The sequence below is a fragment of the Bacillus sp. AFS040349 genome (assembly GCF_002577655.1).
Classification (GTDB): domain Bacteria; phylum Bacillota; class Bacilli; order Bacillales; family Bacillaceae; genus Metabacillus.
Window position 1 is genome coordinate 82,413 of sequence record NZ_NUMC01000065.1, and the last position, 20,183, is coordinate 102,595.

Here is a 20,183-nt window from a genome sequence, read left to right on the forward strand (position 1 = left end):
TTATTCTAAGATAGATGGTACACGAATATATCCATCTTCATGATCTGGCGCATTTTTAACAACTTCTTCATTGTCTAAACCTTTTTTCGGAACATCTTCTCTCATCACATTTTTCATGTCTAACACATGAGATGTTGGTTTCACATTTTCTGTATCTACTTCGTTTAACTGCTCAGCAAACGTAATAATGGCATCTAATTGCTTGGCAAAAAGCTCTGCATCATCTTCAGTAATGGCTAAACGAGCTAAATTTGCAACGTGCTTTACTTGATCTGTCGAAATTCTAGACATCTTTCCTCTCACCTCCACAAAATCGTACAATCACAATACTCTGATGATACCAAATGAACATATATTTAATCAACAATTGTAGAGAAAAGCAACCACAGTTGGGGCAAAGTTGTCTCCTCGTATTTTTATTTACCAATTTTCACGATTTATTTGCTGTTTCTTTAAATGTTTTATTTGACGTCTCTTAAGAGTTTATTTGCTGTTTTAGTACTTTTATTAGCCAAATTCCTAAATATAATAGTTTTTCGACAAAATCGCCACGTCACAAACAAACCGCTAGCACCATGCTAGCGGCTCCTCAATTATTCAATCTCAATCTTCTTCGGCTTCTTTTTATCTAGCTGAATCTTCAGCAAGCCATGTTTATAACTAGCCTTCATATTTCGTCTCAATACATAATGAGGCAATGATACACTTTGAACTCCACCGACGTTCCTGTCTTGATGGCTTTGTTCTTTTACTTCAATTACCACATCGTCACCCCGAATTTCTACATTAATATCTTCTTTCGGCACACCAGGTAATTCAGCAAGAATATTGAAGTGTTCAGATGTTTCCTTAACATCAACTGAAAAACCTGCTGTTGATGCTGTTTTACGAAACGCATCATCAATGGAATCTAAAAGTGTACGCTTTGGACGACTTTGAAAAAACTCATTGATCATCCTCATCGGATCATTATTCCTCATGGCACACCCCTCCTCAAATTATCATTACTATATCTTATGAAGCATTGAGGAATTTGCCCCTATTAAACAATAACAAAAAGTAGGAGCCTGACTGAGGCCCCTACTTTTTCATGAAATTTATGCTTTTGCTTGTTCGAACTCTTCTTCAATTTCTTTAGAAGGAGCTCCTGTCGCTAAGCTGACAACTAGGACAGCAATCCATGCTAAGATGAAACCTGGTACGATTTCATAAAGGCTAAATGAAATAGCCCCTGAAGTCGTTAATTGTTTCCATACTACAACTGTAACTGCTCCTACGATCATTCCAGCCAATGCTCCCCAACGATTCATTCGTTTCCAGAAAAGGGAGAGAATGATTACAGGACCAAATGCAGCGCCAAATCCTGCCCAAGCATAACTTACTAAATCTAATACAGAGCTGTCTGGATTTGAAGCTAGTAAAATAGCAATCAATGCAATAGCCGCAACTGAGATACGACCAACCCATACTAGTTCTTTTTCAGAAGCTTCTTTTCTTAAAATAGATTTATAGAAATCCTCTGCTACAGCACTTGATGATACTAATAGCTGTGAATCAATTGTACTCATAATAGCAGCTAAGATCGCAGCTAATAGAATACCAGATACCCAAGGATCAAATAGAACTTGTGTGAACATAATGAATACTTGCTCTCCATCCGCAATTGGAGCATCCGCAAAGTAAGCGATACCAGCGAATCCTGTGAAGATCGCTCCGAATAAAGCAAATACCATCCAAATTGTACCGATCATACGTGCTTTTGGTACATCTTTTTTAGAACGTAATGCCATAAAACGAGTTAAAATATGAGGCTGACCAAAGTATCCTAATCCCCATGCAAGTAAAGAAATAATCGCTAATGCTGACATACCCGAAAATGCATCAAGATAAATTGGATCAATTTCACCAACTGAGCTTACTGTTTCACCCCAGCCACCAAGCTTGTTAACCGCAACAATCGGTACAACAATTAATGCTAAGAACATTAAAATTCCTTGAATAAAATCAGTCCAACTTACCGCTAAGAAACCTCCAAGGAATGTGTAGGAAATGATAACAATTGCACCAATCCAAAGTGATTGTGTATAAGATAGGCCGAATGAAGCTTCAAACAACTTCGCTCCCCCAACCATACCTGAAGAAGTATAGAACGTAAAGAATAACAAAATAACTAATGCCGAGATAACACGTAATAGCTTAGAGCCATCTTTAAAACGATTTTCAAAGAAATCTGGAATTGTAATCGAGTCGTTAGCAACTTCTGTATACGTACGAAGACGTTTTGCAACGAATTGCCAGTTTAAATACGCACCAATTGCTAAACCTACTGCAATCCAAATTTGATTCATACCACCAGATGCATAAACCGCACCAGGTAAACCTAACAGTAACCAACTACTCATATCCGATGCACCGGCACTAAGTGCTGCAACACCAGGTCCAAGTCGTCTACCACCTAAAACATAATCTGAAAGATTACTAGTCATTCTGTATGCAGCGATCCCGATTCCTAACATACCTACTAAATAAATGATAAATGTTACTAAAACACCTGTTTCCACTAATTCCTCACTCCCTTTCTGTAAAGTTTGTAATGATTGATAGTGCCACTAATGCTAACATTGGGACAAATAACCAAAACCACGTTGCTCCAGATAATGCATGTTCCATGAATGCTTCACCTCCTAAATGAGCTATCACCAAATCCTTATGCAGGCTTATGCAATTTCATGATGAATGAATAAAAAGAGTTTAATAGGACAACTACAGGCAAAACTCGTATAATATGTTAACATAGTTTGACAAACCGAACAAATTTTCCGATTGGGACAAAAATGGGAAATGAATAAATATTCATAAAAACGCATTAAATAGGCAGAATATCCTACTATAGATTATATCTATTCATAAAAATTTATAAAATTAAGTTCGCAAAAGTCGAGGTTTTGCACATGATTTTTGATGAGAATTGTCTATCTCGTTCCTAATTTATTTAGATTTATAGGTGGATTTTTTTCACTTTTTCCTTTTTTATTGAATGGGGTTTTTTTGAATTTCTGGAGGAAACTCTCCATTCATGATAAAATTGGACAAGGATAATTTCCGTCAGGAGTGATATCGTTGAAAAAATTTTTAATTGGCTTTGGTGGGTTATTAATCCTGCTTGGAGCAGGCGGTATAATAAATCATGTATCCATGGCATTTAAAGCTGTAGAGGAAGAAAGAGAGATGTACGGCGGCTCTGTTCAATTTATGCTGTTACAATTGATTGGATCTCTTGGACCATATTTAACTTGTTTAGTAGGCGGTGGATTAATTATTGCCCTCGCTGCGTTTATTATGGAGTACCAAAAGCGTAGTGAGCTTACCTCCGAACTTATTAAAGCTCTTTCAACACAAAGACAAGCCCCTATTGAAGAAACCAGATCGAACAACAAGCAAATAAAGCCACAGTTGAATGAGGAAATAAATGAGGCTGTTGAATATGAACCCTATACTCAACAGGAGAACGGTGAAGAACGCCTTTATTGGAATGGGTAAAAATATAGACAATTAAAAGGGGCGTCCAGAGAAATGGACAGCCCCTTTGTCTTTTATAGCATTTCGGATGTTGTTTTTGCTTGCATATGAAGAAGTAAATAATCTGGTCCACCTGCTTTAGAATCTGTTCCAGACATATTAAATCCACCAAACGGTTGATAACCAACAATAGCACCTGTACAACCACGGTTAAAATAAAGGTTTCCAACATGGAAATCTTCTCTTGCCTTTTCAATATGCTCCCGATTATTTGTTAACACTGCACCTGTTAAACCATAGTCAGTATTGTTAGCAATTTCAAGAGCATGGTCAAAATCCTTAGCCTTACAGAATGCAACAACAGGGCCAAAGATTTCTTCCTTCATAAGGCGTGCATTTTCATCTACGTCGGCAAACACGGTCGGCTCAATGAAGTAGCCTTTTGAATCATCCCCTTTTCCTCCTGCTACTAGACGCCCTTCTTCTTTTCCAATCTCAATATAACTCATAATCTTATCGTAGGCTGCTTGATCAATAACAGGTCCCATATTTACAGAACGATCTTTTGTTTCTCCGACTGAAAGATTTTTAGTAAGTTCAATTACTCTGTCTAACACGGGTTGGTATACATCTTCGAGAATGACAGCACGAGAACAAGCAGAACATTTTTGTCCAGAGAAGCCAAAGGCAGATGCCACAATGGATTGTGCAGCCAATTCTAAATCAGCTGACTGGTCTACAACGATCGTATCTTTACCACCCATTTCTGCAATCACACGCTTGAGCCATTTTTGCCCTTCATGTACTTTGGCCGCTCGTTCATAAATTCTCACACCTACATCTCTAGAGCCTGTAAAGCTAATAAATCTAGTACGAGGGTGATCAACTAAATAGTCACCAACTTCCGAACCACTTCCAGGTACATAATTAACAACACCAGCAGGTAAGCCAGCTTCCTCTAAAACCTCAATAAACTTTGCCGCAACAACAGGAGTTGCACTTGCAGGCTTCAACAATACCGTGTTACCAGACACAAGAGCTGCGGCTGTCATTCCTGCCATAATAGCAAAGGCAAAATTCCATGGAGAAATCACAATACCAACACCAAGTGGTATGTAATTAAATCGGTTGTATTCAATTGGGCGACTTTCTACAGAAATACCATCTTTTAAATCTAGCATTTGCCGTCCGTAATATTCCATGAAATCAATGGCTTCCGCTGTATCAGCATCAGCTTCATTCCAAGGTTTCCCTACTTCTTTTATTAATAATGCGGAAAACTCATGCTTACGTCTGCGAACAATAGCTGCTGCACGGAATAAAATGTCCGCTCTCATTTCAGGCTTTGTTTTACGCCATGTGTTAAATGTTTGATCAGCAATTTGCATCGCTTGCTCCGCATGTTCTTTCGTTGCCTTTGAGACGGTACCTACCACTTCCTGCTTATTTGCCGGATTTACTGAAACAATTTTATCTTTTGTTGAATAGCGCTTTCCACCAATCACTAAATCATAATCATTATTTAAATAAGATTTAACAACATGAAAGCCGTCCTCTAGTGCCTGTTTATTTTCTTCTACAGAAAAATCAGTAAACGGTTCGTGCTTGTAAGGTACTACCATATTCCTTCGCCTCCTAAGAGAAAATAACCTGAAAGTTATCGGACCAAAAAAGAATAGTTAAAAACATTTCCATGCCTTTAACCATTCATGCTTCATTCGTATGCAGCCATATATATAGAAATGATAAATACATCAAATCTATTTTCAAGCATAAAAAAACAAGCTAAGAGCACATCTTAGCTTGTTTTTTTATTTATATATATGAACTGTTGGAGTTTCTTGATTTGGTTCTTTTAGAACAAGAGCTTCTTGATCAGAGTTGGACATGATATTCACTTCAAGCGAAATGTAATCTGGGAAGTAATCCATTACCTTTCCTGTAACAAATTGGGTAAAAGCAACAACCTCAGCTTTTCCATAGAATTGCATTGGAATTTCAATATCCAAGTAGTTTAATTCACCATTTTTATAAAATGCTTTTCCGATCACCCCGGTGTAATTAGGGAAAAACTCTTCAATATCCTGCTTAAATCGGTTAAACATTTGTGCATCATCACGATAAACGCTTGTTGCTTCTGTTGATGGGAAAAAGTAATATTCTTCATCAATTTCTTCCCATTTACTTAAAGAATTGCTACCTTGTTTTACTACGTTTTTAGCAATAAAGTTACCGGGTACAATCGAGGATTTTTCTTCTTGCTCATATAAAGCAATTACAATTGGAACATTTTCTAATCCTTTTGTTTTTCTTACTCGATTAATAACTTCCTGTGCTATTTCGTTCCCTTTAGATAGTATTTCTTCTCTACTAATTTTATGCTCTCTAGCATATCCATCTTCTTGTTTAAAATAGTAAACAGAATTCATTGCTAACCCGATCACAACGCCGCCCAATTCCACTGTATCGTCTTTACGAATTAAGTAGTTATGCTCAAGCATGTGAGCTAAGTAAATTGGATTTTCTTTATTTTTTTGTTCCAGGTTGTCAGTACCCTCAGGAAGTGCTGGATTTAGGCCAAGCTCTATATATTCCTTATCATCTTCTTTGGCTTCGGCCTGGGTCTCTTCTAATTTTTTTCCTGTTAACTTTCTTTTTAACCAGCTGTTAATTACATCACCTTTTAAGTACTGTCCCTCTTGATATAAGTACTCCTTTTCAGTTGGGAATGTATCTTGCGCCACTCTCATTAATCCTGTTTCAAATTCATCAATATCCAGGCGTGTGTTTAACTGCTGTGAAACAAGTCCTCTCGCTTCCCCTGGTTTGAAAGGTAAGATCATTCTGTAGTAACTATCTGAAATATTATATTTAGGGATGATCGCTGTTTCCTTTGATTCATCCTCCGTTTCCTGCACGATTTCCTCTTGCTCTCCAAAATTAGGTGCACAGGCAGTTAATAGAAACACGCTTGTTAACACCATGAATAGTTTCTTTTTCAATTTAAGTCCACACCTCTTATTTTATACATTTCGCTAGGACTGTTTGTTATGATGACTGACCCTCGTTATCTAATTCTTCTACTAGTCTGTTTTCATCCCATACTTCAATCTTTAAGTCTTCCGCTTTCTTAAGCTTGCTTCCTGCTGCCTCACCTGCAATAACAAGATCTGTGCTTTTACTAACACTTCCTGTGACTTTCCCACCTAAGGCTTCAATTCTTTCTTTTGCTTCATTCCTTGATAATTGCTCTAGCTTTCCTGTTAGAACAATTGTTTTTCCAGCAAAATAAGAGTCACTATCCTCAGGCTTAACTAGCTTCGTCCCTTTATAGGCTGTATTAACACCTAGTGACTGAAGCTCACTAATAAGATGCTCCACATCAGGATTTTGGAAGTAAGTTGTAATAGCATCCGCCATTTTTTCACCAATTTCATTTATGGCAATTAGCTCTTCCAAAGTTGTTTGTTGAAGATTTTCAATCGTCTCATATTGTTGTGCTAAAGTTTTCGCTGCTTTCGCTCCAACATGGCGAATCCCCAACCCAAAAAGCAGTCGCTCAAGGGAATTTCCCTTTGATTGTTCAATCGCATTTAATAGGTTATCTGTTGATTTTTCACCCATTCTTTCAAGTTGAAGCAATTGTTCTCTTGTTAGTCGGTATAAATCAGCAACATCTTTAATTAATCCCTCTTGAAACAATTGAGCAACAACACGTTCTCCAAGGCCATCAATATTCATCGCATTTCTTGAAACAAAGTGAATTAACCCCTCTTGGATTTGAGCTGGACATTGAGGGTTTATGCAACGTAGTGCAACTTCTCCTTCGATTCGAACAAGCTCACTCTCACAGGCAGGGCAATTCGTCGGCATAGTAAAAGTCTGTTCTTCTCCGGTACGTTGTTCTACTAACACATTAACAACCTCAGGAATAATGTCACCAGCTTTTTTCACAACAACTGTATCACCAATTTTAATATCTTTTTCCCTAATCAAATCCTCGTTATGAAGAGAAGCACGTTGAACAGTTGTCCCCGCTACTCGAACTGGCTCTAAAATAGCCGTTGGTGTGATCACACCTGTTCTTCCTACACTTAATTCAATATTTAACAGCTTCGTTGTTACTTCTTCTGCAGGAAACTTATAGGCAACAGCCCACCGAGGACTTTTTGCTGTAAATCCTAATTCATCTTGTTGAGCGAGAGAATCCACCTTTATTACGATTCCATCAATATCATAGGGTAGAGAGGCTCTTTTTTCTTGAAGGTTTTCAATTAGAGAGATGACTTCGTCAATGCTATCACATTTTCTTCGCTCTTTATTTGTTTTAAAACCTTCTTTTTCTAAAAAGTCTAACGCTTCGCTATGTCTATCAATACCTGTTCCACCTAAATCCGCAATGCTGTAAACAAAAATGTCCAAATTTCTTTTTGCAGCAATTTTAGGGTCGAGCTGCCTTATAGACCCAGCAGCTGCATTCCTTGGATTGGCAAACGGCTCTTCTTCAAGCTGTAAACGGAGCTCATTTAATTTCTCAAAGGAGGACTTAGGCATAAATACTTCTCCTCGAGCCTCAAGAGAAACATTTGTTTTAAGTTTTAGTGGAATAGAACGAACCGTTTTTAAGTTTTCCGTTATATCCTCACCAGTTGTCCCATCTCCACGCGTTGCTCCTTGAACGAACAACCCATTTTCGTAGCGTAGAGAAACAGCCAAGCCATCAATTTTTAATTCAACAACATATTGAACATCATCACCAACTGCTTGTCTTACTCGTCGGTCAAAATCACGTAAGTCTTGGTCATTGAAGGCATTTCCAAGGCTAAGCATTGGTGTTCTGTGCACAACCTTTTGAAAAGAGTCAAGAACACCACCGCCTACCCTTTGTGTAGGTGAATCTGGTGTTTTCAGTTCTGGATAATCTGCCTCAAGCTTTGAAAGTTCCTGGATAAGCCGATCATATTCTGCATCCGAAACGCTTGGTTGATCAAGTATATAATATTCATAATTATACGTGTTTAATAACTCATGAAGAGCATGAGCCCTCTCTTGTGCTGATTGTTTATCCATTAAGATATCCAATCCTTTCTACCGAAAATTGGTTTGTAAATTACTACGTCTATTTTTAAACCCGATTAATAGGTGCAAATGCAGCTAATAGTCGTTTTATTCCGACTGGGCTTGGAAAAGCGATATCTAATTCCTTTCCTTCTCCGGAGCCTTTTACACTCACGACTGTACCAATTCCCCATTTTTTATGTTCAGCTTTATCACCAACAGCCCAAGAAAAAGCTTCTCCCCCTGTTGATGAAGGTGTGACTACAGGTCTAGATACAGGTGGTCGCTTTTCTTGACGTTCTTGACGACGTGCTGCGTTGAAGGATGAAACAGATTTCTTTGCTTGTTCGTTCAGATTTTCAATTAATTCACTTGGAATTTCTCTAATAAAGCGAGATTCTGGATTCATATTCGTCTTACCAAATAACGTACGCATTTGAGCATTCGAAAGGAAAAGTTCCTGCTCTGCTCTCGTAATTCCTACATAGGCAAGACGGCGCTCCTCCTCCATCTCATCTTCTTCCATTAAGGAACGACTATGAGGGAAGACACCTTCTTCAAGTCCGATTAAAAAGACAACAGGGAATTCAAGACCTTTTGCAGAGTGAAGCGTCATTAATACAAGTGCATCACTTTGCTCCTGCTCTTCTTCATCTAGTTTATCAATGTCTGAAACAAGTGCTAAATCAGTTAAAAAGGCAACAAGACTCTTATCATCATTTTGTTTTTCAAAGGTTTGAGTAACAGATAAGAACTCATCGATATTTTCTAAGCGACTTTGTGCCTCTAACGTTTTTTCCTGTTTAAGCATTTCTCTATATCCGCTCTTCTCAATAATTTCTTCAGCAAGCTCTGTTACCGACAGATAATCCTGCATATTCCCTAGATTTCGTATCAATTCACGGAAATCTGTAAGAGCATTGATTACTCTTGCGCTCACACCAATTTGCTCAATTTCCTCTAAAGCCCGAAAGATTGATAAGTCATTGTCTATTGCATAATTTGCGATTTTATCAAAGGAAGTTGAACCAACACCACGTTTTGGCACATTTATAACACGAGCTAAGCTAATATCATCATCTGGATTAGCAATTAATCGAAGGTAAGCAAGTAAATCTTTAATCTCTTTACGATCGTAGAACTTAATACCTCCAACAATTGTATAATTCAAGTTCGACTTCAGCAAAACTTCCTCAATAATACGAGATTGAGCATTTGTACGATATAAAATCGCAATGTCAGAAAGCTTTCTTTGACCTGAATCAACTAACTGCTTAATCTTTCCGGCAACAAACTGCCCTTCGGCTGATTCACTGTCAGCACGATAATAGGTGATTTTGGAGCCCGGCTGATTCTCTGTCCATAGATTTTTAGCTTTACGGTTAGAATTTTGTTTAATCACTTCATTCGCCGCTTGTAAAATTAACTGTGTAGAACGATAGTTTTGTTCCAGTAAAATCACATTTGCTTGAGGATAATCTTTTTCAAATGAAAGAATGTTAGCAATGTCAGCACCACGCCAGCGATAAATCGATTGATCCGAGTCACCAACAACACATAAATTTTGAAAACGAGCAGCTAATAGTTTTACAAGCATATATTGGGCTCTATTCGTATCTTGATATTCATCAACATGAATATATTGAAACTTTCGTTGATACGATTCCAGTACTTCTGGTACACGTTGAAATAATTGAATAGTGGTCATAATGAGGTCATCAAAATCTAGTGACTGGTTTTTACGTAGCTTCTTTTGATAATCTTTATAAATATCACTAACAATTTGTTCATAATGACTTCCCGCTTGTTTTTCAAATTCCTCAGGTGTAATCAGTTCATTTTTGGCACTACTAATGGACCCTAGTAAGCTTCTAGGATCATGTTTTTTCGGATCAAGGTTTTTCTCTTTTAGGATGGTTTTAATAACCGACAATTGATCTGTCGTATCAAGAATAGAAAAGTTACGATTAATTCCCATTCTGTCACTATCTCGACGTAAAATTCTTACACACATGGAGTGAAACGTTGAAATCCAGATTTCATCTCCGCCAGAACCAAGAATTCCTTGAATTCTCTCTCTCATTTCTCTTGCTGCTTTATTTGTAAACGTGATCGCTAGTATATTCCACGGAGCTATTTGCTTTTCTGTCATTAAATAAGCAATTCGATGAGTTAGAACTCTTGTTTTTCCACTCCCGGCTCCAGCCATAATCAATAAAGGACCATCTGTTGTTTTTACCGCTTGTTGTTGCCTATCATTCAAACCTTCAAGTAACTGATTTGATAAAAATTGCAACCAATCCACCACCCTTTTCTGAAACATATGTTCTATTTTATCGTCATCTCTATCATCATTCAATAATGCTGACGGAGAAATTTATTTTGCTTCTTTCACTGCATCAACCGTTTTTAGTGCTGACTTTAAGTCATCATAGATCACATTCCCTACGACTACTACATCAGCATATTTAGCAAAGTTTTTAGCTTCTTCTGGTGAGGTAATTCCTCCACCATAAAATAGTTTTGTATTGGTAAGTACCTTTTTCGTTGCTTCAACAACAGCAAGGTCCCCTAACATCCCACTGTATTCCAGGTAAAAGATTGGAAGATGAAACAGATTTTCCGCTACACGGGCATAAGCTTTTACATCTTCAATCGAAAGCTCGGTATTAGCATCTGTTAAAGCTGCAGCCTTACAGTCTTGATTTAGGATGCAATATCCTTCTACAATAATTTCATCCCAGTTCATGACATCTCCATATTCCTTCACAGCTTCTTGATGAAGGTCCATCATCCATTTCGTTTTACGACTATTTAAGACTGTTGGAATAAAATATAGATCAAAACCAGGAATAATAGATTCGGTTGTGGAAACCTCCAACACACAAGGAATAAGATAACGGCGAACCCGGGACATTAGGTTTAACACATTATCTTCTGTTATATTATCACTTCCACCAACTAAAATCGCATCTGTTCCAGACTCACATATTTTTTCTAAATCTTCATCACTTATATCTTTATCAGGATCGAGTTTAAAAACATGTTTCCACTCGGTAATATCATACATTACTGGACTCCTCCATTCAAAAACATCCATTTCCCTATTATAACAAATTACATGAAGGCAAAAAACTTAAAAGGGGAGGAAGATACTTGAAGATTAGAAAACTTAGGCTTTCACCAAGTCAAATGGCGAAAGCCTTAATTCCCCTTATTTTTTAGTAAAAAATAAAAGCACCGTTATAATCGGTGCTTTCACTTTATTCTTCTTCTATTTCCTTTTCTCCATGAACACGTTCCAGAGCCATTGTGTAAGCATCATTTCCATAATTTAAGCAACGTTTAACGCGGGAAATCGTTGCTGTACTTGCTCCAGTCTCTGTTTCAATTTTATGATACGTATATCCATCACGCAGCATTCTAGCTACTTCAAGTCGTTGTGCAAGTGATTGGATTTCGTTTACAGTACATAAATCATCAAAGAAACGATAACATTCCTCTAAATCTTTTAATGACAAAATAGATTGAAAAAGTTGATCTAATTCTTTTCCACGAAGCTTTTCTATTTGCATAATCTATTCATTCTCCTTTTACTATTACGATTGAATTAGAAATTGATCCAAAGATGGGACGACATTTACCCAAGTTCTTCCCGGCACCAGCTTTACAATTTCCCCATCTTTTACCGGTAAAATTCGGCCATCATGATTCTCCCATTCTACCTCCTGCATCATACCCTTTTGCAGTAATAGAGCTTTTCCTCCTGATGTTATGTCGATTGTACGCCTGCCTTCTTTATCAATCACCTTATGTTCCATTTGAACAACAAAGATATTTGTTAGTTCTAGAGAATCTCCACTTTCTAAGTCAACCGTTTCTTCATTTCCACTATATCTTTTATAGGTTTGTTCAGTTTGATTATACTCGTATGTGCTTTGCCATGTTTCAGATTTGTCATATTTTATAACAAATTTGTTTACCTGCTCTCCCTTTATCTCCTTCATTTCTTCCTCAGTAAGAAAATTGAATGGGATCACATCTTCCGTCATCGTATATTGTTTTAACTCTGCACCTTGTAAGATATTGTCCTTTGAGATATATGAATTATGAGGCGCGTTACGATGATCTGCCCTCCAAAAAAGAGTGCCATCGTGTAACATGCCGTTTATATGATCAACCTCATTACTTACAAGCCTCTCTTTTGCCGAAGGACTCCATCCATGGCTAATATATAGGGCATGAAATCCTTTGCTTATATCAATATAATAATCCCTAGCACTTCTAACCGGTCCTATTATATCAGGTACTTCACTTTGAAATACAGCTAAAAACCTTGTAATATTCCCTTCTGCAAGTACTTCATATACAACATCTGCTTTCGTTAATCCTGATTGTGGTCTCGCTTTAGGATGATTATTAATCATCACAGCAACTGGACGTTGTGAAATATTCTGCTCTTCTGTTGCTATTCCGGTTAGAGGATAGATAACGCTTTCTTCAACTTCAACCTCTGCAACGACTGGTTCATCTTCTTGCTGAACAACATCATCTTTTTTAACAATGCTTTCGGCTTGGTCCTCGTTATGATTACATGCGCTTAAGAAAACAAGTAATGATACGATAACCAATGAATACTTACCCTTAATCAAACTAACACAACCTTATCTTATTATTACACTTTTATATTTTAACGCATTATAGATGGAAAGAGTACCGTTTTTTTCATCACATCAAAAATCCCTCTTGGTGTAATTCGTATATATGGTAAATGAGTAGATGACAGAAATAGCAATGAATGAATAGGATCATCAAAACTGTATCCTCTTTCTTGTAATAAAGAGGTCAATTTTGCTTGCTTATCAATAACATGTGTAAGCTCTTCATTTGAAGCTCCCCCATTTAATTGAAGAGGCATTTCAAAAATCACTTCATTGTTTTCTGTTAGGACAATACCTCCACCAATTTCCTTCATTCTTTCAAAAGCAGCAAGCATTTCTGTTTTTCGTTTTCCAATGATAATAATATCTCCAGTTGTTGAATAGGAGCTTGCAAAGCCTTGAACATGGTTGGCAAAGCCCTTTATCACCGTATTAATTCGCCACTCACCATTACGGTCAATTAAAGCTAAAAAGCTTTCATCATGTTTTTCGGACAAATCATTTGCTGAACTATCAATTGTAACAGAGTATGGTTCCATGATGACCGCATTTCGCATTTTCATACCTAGTGGCATAGAAAATTGTAGATCGTCCATTGTTAAATCCCATTTAAAATCAACCGGTTCAAGACCATATTGATTCCAATCTACCTCATGTTCTTCTTGTTGAGGTATTCCATCTTTTAATATCCATCTACCCTTTGTCATAACCGATATAGGATCAGGGCAATCAATTGAATCAAGAATATTAAGCGTTGCCACCCTTCCTGGAGCAATAACCCCGATTCTGTCTTCTATTTGATAATATTTTGCAACATTATAGGCCGCCATATTATAAGCATCAATTGCAGGAACATTGCTATCTAGTGCGATTTCTATACAACGATTAATCATCCCCTTTTCATAAAAATCAGGGTTCGCTCCATCTGTTGTGTAGTATAAATGATCGTAAGTTGTAAGACCCTCATCCTGAACCTCTTTTATCAACTTACTTAAGTCTGGTCTTATAGATGATTGCCTTAATGCTGCTGTGTATCCCATTTTTAACCGGTTCATTACATCCTTTCCGGTCATTGATTCATGATCACTATCAACACCAAATAATTTCATCTTTGTTAATGTATTTTCCGAGGCACCAGGAAAATGACCTTCCAGCCTTTTCCCTTTTCGCTTTGTTTCCTGTAACCAATAAAGAATCCAATCATCACCATCTCTAAGCTTAGGCCAGCCCGTTAACTCACCGCCCTGTAAGACTGAATGATGCTCTAACCATTTTTTCACAAAATCATGTGAAAAGATTTTTTCTTCAGAATGCACTTCTGTTTGTAGATCAAATCTTGCCCACCAATAAAAATGGTAAGGCAACTTTTCCATATCATCAATAAAAGTAAGCGCTTTCTTTTTGTTGCAACGTAATAGCAGAAAAAGGTTATCACTTATTAAGGTTGTTGTACCCGTTTGTGACACATACTTTGCTAATGTGTGGGGATTATATAACTGAAATGGATGAGCGTGTGGCTCAATATATCCTGGTACTACCACTTTAGCAGAGCAATCAATTACTTCTGTTTCTGTTGTTTGTTCAGGTAAATTGTCTCCCACATAGACGATGCGATCATCGTAGATCCAGATATTAGCTTTAATCCATTGTCTTAAATATGAGTTAAGATATGTGACGTTTTTCAAAATTGTTGTAGATGATAATTTGTTTGATAAAACATCTATCTGCTTACGTATTTGACTGTTTTTCCATAGAAATTTTTGTTCGGGCATAAAAAATCCCCCCAATTTTTGTAAGACTATTTAAATACTATGTTAACACAGGAAACTTATTAACGCATTAAAGTTTTATTTCAATTTAATGACAAATATGGGAGGTATTGATTTATTATGGTACGACCAAATATAGGTATTGTTAATGCTTTAATTCGTATAACATGTGGCCTTTCTGTTTTATCATGGGCTACTTCAAAATATTGTAAAAAGCCATGGAGAGATTCCTACCTTATTGCCATCATCCTAGGTGCAATGAAGGTTGGTGAAGGTATTTTACGCTTCTGTCCGATCACCTATTTATTTGAAAATTCATCATCAACTTTCTTCTTTGATGATGATGAAGAAGATTACTTTGACGATGAAGAAGATGCTGTTACGTACAATCCTTCATAACGACTTTAAAAAATGAAAAATGGGACTGGCCATTAGTAGCCAGTCCCTTATTTAACAGGAGGTGTATAAAATGTTTTTAGAATATTTAACAGATATGTCTTTTATTCTTATTGCACTAATCGGCGGGATTGTTGCATTACTTTTCGTCTTTATTAAGAAACGCCGTGCTTAATCGCTTTATTACCAATATCTTTACGATAGAATAAAGCTGGTGCAGAAATCTTTTCAACTAATGCATATGCTTGCTCTTGTGCGTCACTAATTGTTTCACCATATCCAGAGACAACAAGCACACGTCCACCGTTACCCACAAACTGATCTTCAACTTTCTTTGTTCCTGCATGGAAAATGACTGCTTTTTCATGCTTCTCAGAAAGTTGTCCAATTGGAAGACCTTTTTCATAGTCATTAGGGTAACCTTTTGAAGCAAGTACAACACCAAGAACAGCTTCTTCTGACCATTCTAATTCCACAGGTTCTTCATTCAAAATTGATAATAATGATGATACTAAATCCGATTTCAACCTTGGTAAAACAACCTGAGTTTCCGGATCACCAAAGCGAGCATTAAATTCAATTACTTTAGGGCCATCATTTGTTAAAATAAGACCAGCATATAAAATTCCTGTAAATGAACGACCTTCACTTACAAGAGCTTTTGCAGCTGGCTTTAATATTGTTTCAACTGCGGTATTTACTACTTCGTCTGAAATCTGTGGTACAGGAGAATATGCACCCATTCCACCAGTGTTTGGCCCTTCATCATTGTCATAAGCACGTTTATGATCTTGAGCAATGACCATTGGATAAACATTTTCACCCTTTACAAATGCCATTAAGGAAAATTCTTCACCCGCTAGAAATTCCTCAATAACAACAGAGCTTGAAGCATCGCCAAATTTAGCATTTTCAAGCATATCTGTCACACTATCTAGTGCAACATCAAGTGTTTCAGCAACAGTTACACCTTTTCCAGCTGCTAACCCGTCCGCTTTAATAACGATAGGTGCACCTTTTTGTTCAATGTAAGATTTTGCTTCATCTACATCCGTAAACGTTTGATACTCAGCTGTTGGGATTTTATATTTGATCATAAGTTCTTTCGCAAAATTCTTACTACCTTCAATAAGAGCTGCTTCTTTTCTTGGACCAAATATTTTTAAGCCTTCACGTTCAAATTCATTCACAATTCCGTTTAGTAATGGAACTTCTGGGCCTACGATTGTTAAATCGATGTTTTGCTCTTTTGCAAAGGCAACTAGTGCTTCATTATCATTTTCACTAATAGCTACTCTTGTTGCAAACTCATTCATTCCATCATTGCCAGGTGCAACAAAGACCTCTTCTACAAGATTGCTTTGTGCTGCCTTCCAAACTAACGCATGCTCACGTCCGCCTTGTCCGATAATCAGTACCTTCATGAATACACCCCACTTGAATTTTATTTCCCTTTGGTATTACGTTTATATGCTAAAAGCTATTCTCCTCTTGTAATATTAAGTTCTAATAGATGTCAGATATTAGAGGTGAGAATAGAAGCAATTGGCGAACTGCCAATTGCTTGATTAAGTATTTTAGTGTTTAAAATGACGTACTCCTGTGAATACCATTGTGATTCCATATTCGTCAGCCATGCGGATGGAATCTTCGTCACGGATTGAGCCACCAGGTTGGATGATTGCTGTTACACCTGCTTTTGCAGCTGCTTCAACTGTGTCTGACATTGGGAAGAAAGCATCAGAGCCCATTGCGCTACCTTGTGCTTTTTCACCAGCCTGCTCAATTGCAATTTTAGCAGCGCCAACACGATTCATTTGCCCTGCACCAACTCCAACTGTCATTTCATCTTTTGCTAATACAATGGCGTTTGATTTTACATGTTTAACAACTTTCCAAGCTAATTTTAAGTCTTTCCATTCATCTTCTGATGGTTCACGTTTTGTTGGGATTGTTACTTCCACATCATCTAAAGATAGTGTGTCTTCACCTTGAACAAGTAAGCCACCGTGAACAGATTGAAGAACTTTTTCAGGCTTAGAAGCAGCTGACACATCAATTGTTAATAAACGAAGGTTTTTCTTTGCTGTTAAAACATCTAATGCCTCTTGACTGAATGATGGGGCAATGACAATCTCAAGGAAGATTTCGTGTAGCTTTTTAGCTGTTTCTACATCAACTTCATGATTCAGTGCAACAATACCACCGAAAATTGACGTTGGATCTGCTTCGAAGCAACGAGTGAATGCTTCTAATGTTGAAGTACCTACCCCTACTCCACATGGGTTCATATGTTTAACTGCTACTGCAGCTGGCTCTGTAAATTCCCGTACAATTTGAAGAGCTGCATCGGCATCTTTAATATTGTTAAAAGAAAGCTCTTTTCCATGAAGCTGCTCCGCGTTTGCAATAGATGCTACTGGAACGAATGGTTTTTGATAGAAAGTAGCACTTTGATGAGGGTTTTCCCCATAACGAAGAGATTGCTTTTTCTCAAATGTATAAGTAACTGTTTCAGGATCTTCTTCACCAATTGTTTTTGTTAAAAATTCTGCAATTAAAGCATCATAAGCAGCTGTGTGTCTGAAAACTTTTGCAGCTAAACGTTGTTTTTGAGCTAGTGATACTTCACCTGAAGCTTTTAGCTCTTCTAAAACAGTACTGTAATCTTGCGGATCAACAAGAACTGTTACATCTTCATGATTTTTTGCTGCAGAACGAAGCATTGATGGTCCGCCAATATCGATATTTTCAATAGCATCTTGGAATTGAACGTCCGGCTTAGAAACTGTTTCTTTAAAAGGATAAAGGTTTACAACAACCATATCGATTGTATCAATGTTATTTTCTTTTAATTGATCCATATGACTAGGGTTATTACGTACCGCTAGTAAACCCCCATGAATGTTTGGATGAAGAGTTTTTACACGACCATCCATGATTTCCGGAAATCCTGTTACTTCAGAAATTCCGATAACATTTAAGCCGTTTTCTTCAAGTAATTTCTTTGTTCCGCCAGTTGAAATAACTTCAACCCCTAATTCAATTAATTCCTTAACAAATGGGACAAGATTCTCTTTATCTGACACACTAACTAGCGCACGTTTCACTGCCATCAATTTTCACCTCTACACATTATTTTGATACTAATTCTTGAATGACTTTCGGATATAAAACATGTTCAACTTTATGGATTTTTTCTGCAATCATATCTTCTGTATCACCATAAGCAACCTCAACTGCTTGTTGAGCAATAATCGGGCCTGTATCCATTCCTGCATCCACATAATGTACGGTAACACCAGTTACCTTCACTCCTGCACGATAAGCTTGTCCTATCGCATCTTTACCTGGAAAAGCTGGTAGTAAAGATGGATGAATATTCACAATTTTATTTTCGTAAGCCTGTAATAACGTATCCCCAATTAATCTCATATAACCTGCTAGGATAACGAAATCTATTTGGTGATCACGCAAATGAGTTAAAATTTCCTCTTCGAATTGTGCTTTGTTTTCGAAGTCTTTTTGTACAAAACTAAAAACAGGAATGTTAGCTGATTTTGCACGCTCAATAACACCTGCTTTAAGCTTATCACAAATAACAAAACCAATCTCAGCATCTACTGCACCAAGCTTAACTTGATCAAGGATTGCCTGAAAATTACTGCCATTCCCTGACGCAAATACGGCTATTTTCTTCATTAACGTGCTCCTCCATTAAACGTAACACCAGAGCCTTCTACAACACGCCCAATACAAAAGCCTTTTTCATTGTTAGCTTCTAACTCTTTCATAACATCTTGTAAAAGCTCTTCTTTTACAGCAAGTACAAAACCAATTCCCATATTGAACACATTATACATATCGTCACTACTTAATTGTCCTTTTTCCTTCAGGAAGTTAAAAATATCAAGCATTGGCCAAGCACCAAGGTCGATTTCAACAGCTGTTTCTTCCGGTAGCATTCTAGGAATGTTTTCAATGAATCCACCACCAGTGATATGAGCCATTCCATCAACTTGATACTTTTTAATCACTTCAAGAACAGGCTTTACGTAAATTTTTGTTGGAGTTAATAATACCTCACCTAAGCTTTGTGTAAACGGCGCATATACCTCATTTAAATTAAGCTTTTGATCATCAAGTAGTATTTTACGAACTAAAGAAAAACCGTTACTATGAATACCACTTGATGCAAGACCGATTAGCACATGTCCTGGTTTAATGTTCTCGCCTGTTACAATGTTATCTTTTTCAACAACACCTACTGAGAAACCAGCAACATCATATTCATCCTCTTCATAAAGTCCAGGCATTTCCGCTGTTTCTCCACCAACTAACGCACAGCCAGATTGTTCACAGCCATCAGCGATCCCTTTTACAATTTGTTCAATTTTTTCAGGCTTTGCTTTTCCAAGAGCTAAATAATCTAAGAAAAATAAAGGCTCAGCTCCTTGAGCTAAGATGTCATTCACACACATCGCAACTGCATCAATTCCAATTGAATCATGCTTATCAGCCATAAAAGCAAGCTTTAATTTTGTCCCAACACCATCTGTACCTGAAACAAGTACAGGCTTTTTATAATTTAATTCACTTAAATCAAACATCCCACCAAAGCCACCAAGGCCACCTAATACACCTGTGCGCATTGTTTTGGCAACATGCTTTTTCATTCTTGAAACAGCTTCATATCCTGCTTCTATATCAACACCGGCTTGCTTATAAACGTCAGACATGTGTGTGATCCTCCTTATTAATTCGACAAATTTCGGGTGGT

Annotated in this window: 18 protein-coding genes; 3 read left to right on the forward strand and 15 right to left on the reverse strand. The window is 37.2% G+C overall.

Annotation, left to right across the window (positions count from 1 at the left end):
• The 3 genes from gatC to putP all read right to left on the reverse strand — a co-directional run bounded on the left by gatC (position 1) and on the right by putP (position 2,561).
• Positions 1–291, reverse strand: coding sequence for an Asp-tRNA(Asn)/Glu-tRNA(Gln) amidotransferase subunit GatC (gene gatC / locus COD11_RS14915; protein ID WP_098797692.1), 291 nt, complete (start codon positions 289–291; stop codon positions 1–3).
• A gap of 302 nt (positions 292–593) precedes the next feature.
• Positions 594–980, reverse strand: a complete 387-nt coding sequence (locus COD11_RS14920) for an Hsp20/alpha crystallin family protein (protein WP_098797693.1) — start codon at positions 978–980, stop codon at positions 594–596.
• 117 nt (positions 981–1,097) lie between these two features.
• On the reverse strand, positions 1,098–2,561 hold the full coding sequence (putP, locus tag COD11_RS14925; protein ID WP_098797694.1) for a sodium/proline symporter PutP: 1,464 nt from the start codon (positions 2,559–2,561) through the stop codon (positions 1,098–1,100).
• Positions 2,562–3,120: 559 nt separating this feature from the next.
• Between putP and COD11_RS14930 the strand changes: the two genes are divergently transcribed.
• Positions 3,121–3,540: a hypothetical protein gene (locus tag COD11_RS14930; RefSeq protein ID WP_098797695.1), complete on the forward strand. Its 420-nt coding sequence runs from the start codon at positions 3,121–3,123 to the stop codon at positions 3,538–3,540.
• A gap of 53 nt (positions 3,541–3,593) precedes the next feature.
• Here COD11_RS14930 and pruA read toward each other — a convergent pair whose 3' ends face one another.
• The 8 genes from pruA to COD11_RS14970 form a co-directional block, all read right to left on the reverse strand.
• The gene (pruA, locus tag COD11_RS14935; RefSeq protein WP_098797696.1) at positions 3,594–5,141 is read right to left on the reverse strand and encodes an L-glutamate gamma-semialdehyde dehydrogenase; all 1,548 of its coding nucleotides are present in this window, start codon (positions 5,139–5,141) and stop codon (positions 3,594–3,596) included.
• Positions 5,142–5,330: 189 nt separating this feature from the next.
• Complete coding sequence (locus COD11_RS14940; protein WP_231308845.1) at positions 5,331–6,521, reverse strand: CamS family sex pheromone protein; 1,191 nt, start codon at positions 6,519–6,521, stop codon at positions 5,331–5,333.
• A 46-nt stretch (positions 6,522–6,567) separates the two neighbouring features.
• Entirely contained in the window at positions 6,568–8,589 is a 2,022-nt protein-coding gene (ligA, locus tag COD11_RS14945; RefSeq protein WP_098797697.1) for an NAD-dependent DNA ligase LigA, read from the reverse strand.
• 55 nt (positions 8,590–8,644) lie between these two features.
• Positions 8,645–10,873, reverse strand: a complete 2,229-nt coding sequence (gene pcrA / locus COD11_RS14950; protein ID WP_098797698.1) for a DNA helicase PcrA — start codon at positions 10,871–10,873, stop codon at positions 8,645–8,647.
• Positions 10,874–10,954: 81 nt separating this feature from the next.
• Positions 10,955–11,647, reverse strand: a complete 693-nt coding sequence (gene pcrB, locus COD11_RS14955; protein ID WP_098797699.1) for a heptaprenylglyceryl phosphate synthase — start codon at positions 11,645–11,647, stop codon at positions 10,955–10,957.
• A gap of 193 nt (positions 11,648–11,840) precedes the next feature.
• Complete coding sequence (locus COD11_RS14960) at positions 11,841–12,152, reverse strand: YerC/YecD family TrpR-related protein (protein WP_098797700.1); 312 nt, start codon at positions 12,150–12,152, stop codon at positions 11,841–11,843.
• Positions 12,153–12,176: 24 nt separating this feature from the next.
• Positions 12,177–13,229, reverse strand: a complete 1,053-nt coding sequence (locus COD11_RS14965; RefSeq protein ID WP_098797701.1) for a DUF3048 domain-containing protein — start codon at positions 13,227–13,229, stop codon at positions 12,177–12,179.
• Between the two features lie 38 nt (positions 13,230–13,267).
• On the reverse strand, positions 13,268–15,010 hold the full coding sequence (locus tag COD11_RS14970) for an adenine deaminase C-terminal domain-containing protein (RefSeq protein ID WP_098797702.1): 1,743 nt from the start codon (positions 15,008–15,010) through the stop codon (positions 13,268–13,270).
• Positions 15,011–15,127: 117 nt separating this feature from the next.
• Here COD11_RS14970 and COD11_RS14975 point away from each other — a divergent pair, with 117 nt between their 5' ends.
• Both COD11_RS14975 and COD11_RS28015 read left to right on the forward strand, forming a co-directional pair.
• Entirely contained in the window at positions 15,128–15,406 is a 279-nt protein-coding gene (locus COD11_RS14975) for a YgaP family membrane protein (RefSeq protein WP_176551100.1), read from the forward strand.
• Positions 15,407–15,476: 70 nt separating this feature from the next.
• Positions 15,477–15,578 (forward strand): EYxxD motif small membrane protein, encoded by a 102-nt coding sequence (locus COD11_RS28015; protein WP_331275793.1) that lies wholly within the window; start codon positions 15,477–15,479, stop codon positions 15,576–15,578.
• Here COD11_RS28015 and purD read toward each other — a convergent pair.
• The 4 genes from purD to purM form a co-directional block, all read right to left on the reverse strand.
• Positions 15,559–16,827, reverse strand: a complete 1,269-nt coding sequence (gene purD, locus COD11_RS14980; protein WP_098797704.1) for a phosphoribosylamine--glycine ligase — start codon at positions 16,825–16,827, stop codon at positions 15,559–15,561. The genes COD11_RS28015 and purD overlap by 20 nt on opposite strands.
• 153 nt (positions 16,828–16,980) lie before the next feature.
• Positions 16,981–18,519 (reverse strand): bifunctional phosphoribosylaminoimidazolecarboxamide formyltransferase/IMP cyclohydrolase, encoded by a 1,539-nt coding sequence (gene purH, locus COD11_RS14985; protein WP_098797705.1) that lies wholly within the window; start codon positions 18,517–18,519, stop codon positions 16,981–16,983.
• A gap of 19 nt (positions 18,520–18,538) precedes the next feature.
• Complete coding sequence (purN, locus tag COD11_RS14990; protein ID WP_098797706.1) at positions 18,539–19,105, reverse strand: phosphoribosylglycinamide formyltransferase; 567 nt, start codon at positions 19,103–19,105, stop codon at positions 18,539–18,541.
• Positions 19,105–20,142 (reverse strand): phosphoribosylformylglycinamidine cyclo-ligase, encoded by a 1,038-nt coding sequence (gene purM / locus COD11_RS14995; RefSeq protein WP_098797707.1) that lies wholly within the window; start codon positions 20,140–20,142, stop codon positions 19,105–19,107. Before purM ends, purN begins: the two co-directional genes overlap by 1 nt.
• Positions 20,143–20,183 lie beyond the last annotated feature (41 nt).